The organism is Citrobacter sp. Cf088 (assembly GCF_030334295.1).
GTDB lineage: Bacteria > Pseudomonadota > Gammaproteobacteria > Enterobacterales > Enterobacteriaceae > Citrobacter > Citrobacter freundii.
Genome location: NZ_JAOWEE010000022.1, coordinates 1 through 562 on the forward strand (window position 1 = coordinate 1; position 562 = coordinate 562).

Genomic DNA, 562 nt, shown 5'->3' on the forward strand with positions numbered 1-562 from the left:
AGGCTCCCACTGCTTGTACGTACACGGTTTCAGGTTCTTTTTCACTCCCCTCGCCGGGGTTCTTTTCGCCTTTCCCTCACGGTACTGGTTCACTATCGGTCAGTCAGGAGTATTTAGCCTTGGAGGATGGTCCCCCCATATTCAGACAGGATACCACGTGTCCCGCCCTACTCTTCGAGTTCACAACCTGTGCATTTTGGTGTACGGGACTATCACCCTGTACCGTCGGACTTTCCAGACCGTTCCACTAACACACAAGCTGATTCAGACTCTGGGCTGCTCCCCGTTCGCTCGCCGCTACTGGGGGAATCTCGGTTGATTTCTTTTCCTCGGGGTACTTAGATGTTTCAGTTCCCCCGGTTCGCTTCATTACGCTATGTATTCACGTAATGATAGTGTGACGAATCACACTGGGTTTCCCCATTCGGAAATCGCCGGTTATAACGGTTCATATCACCTTACCGACGCTTATCGCAGATTAGCACGTCCTTCATCGCCTCTGACTGCCAGGGCATCCACCGTGTACGCTTAGTCGCTTAACCTCACAACCCGAAGATGTTTC

At 52.0% G+C, this 562-nt stretch carries 1 rRNA gene; it reads right to left on the minus strand.

Going from position 1 to position 562, the window contains the following annotated elements:
* A 23S ribosomal RNA gene (locus OGV71_RS01540) occupies nucleotides 1–542 on the minus strand; the annotation flags it as partial.
* Nucleotides 543–562: the final 20 nt, after the last annotated feature.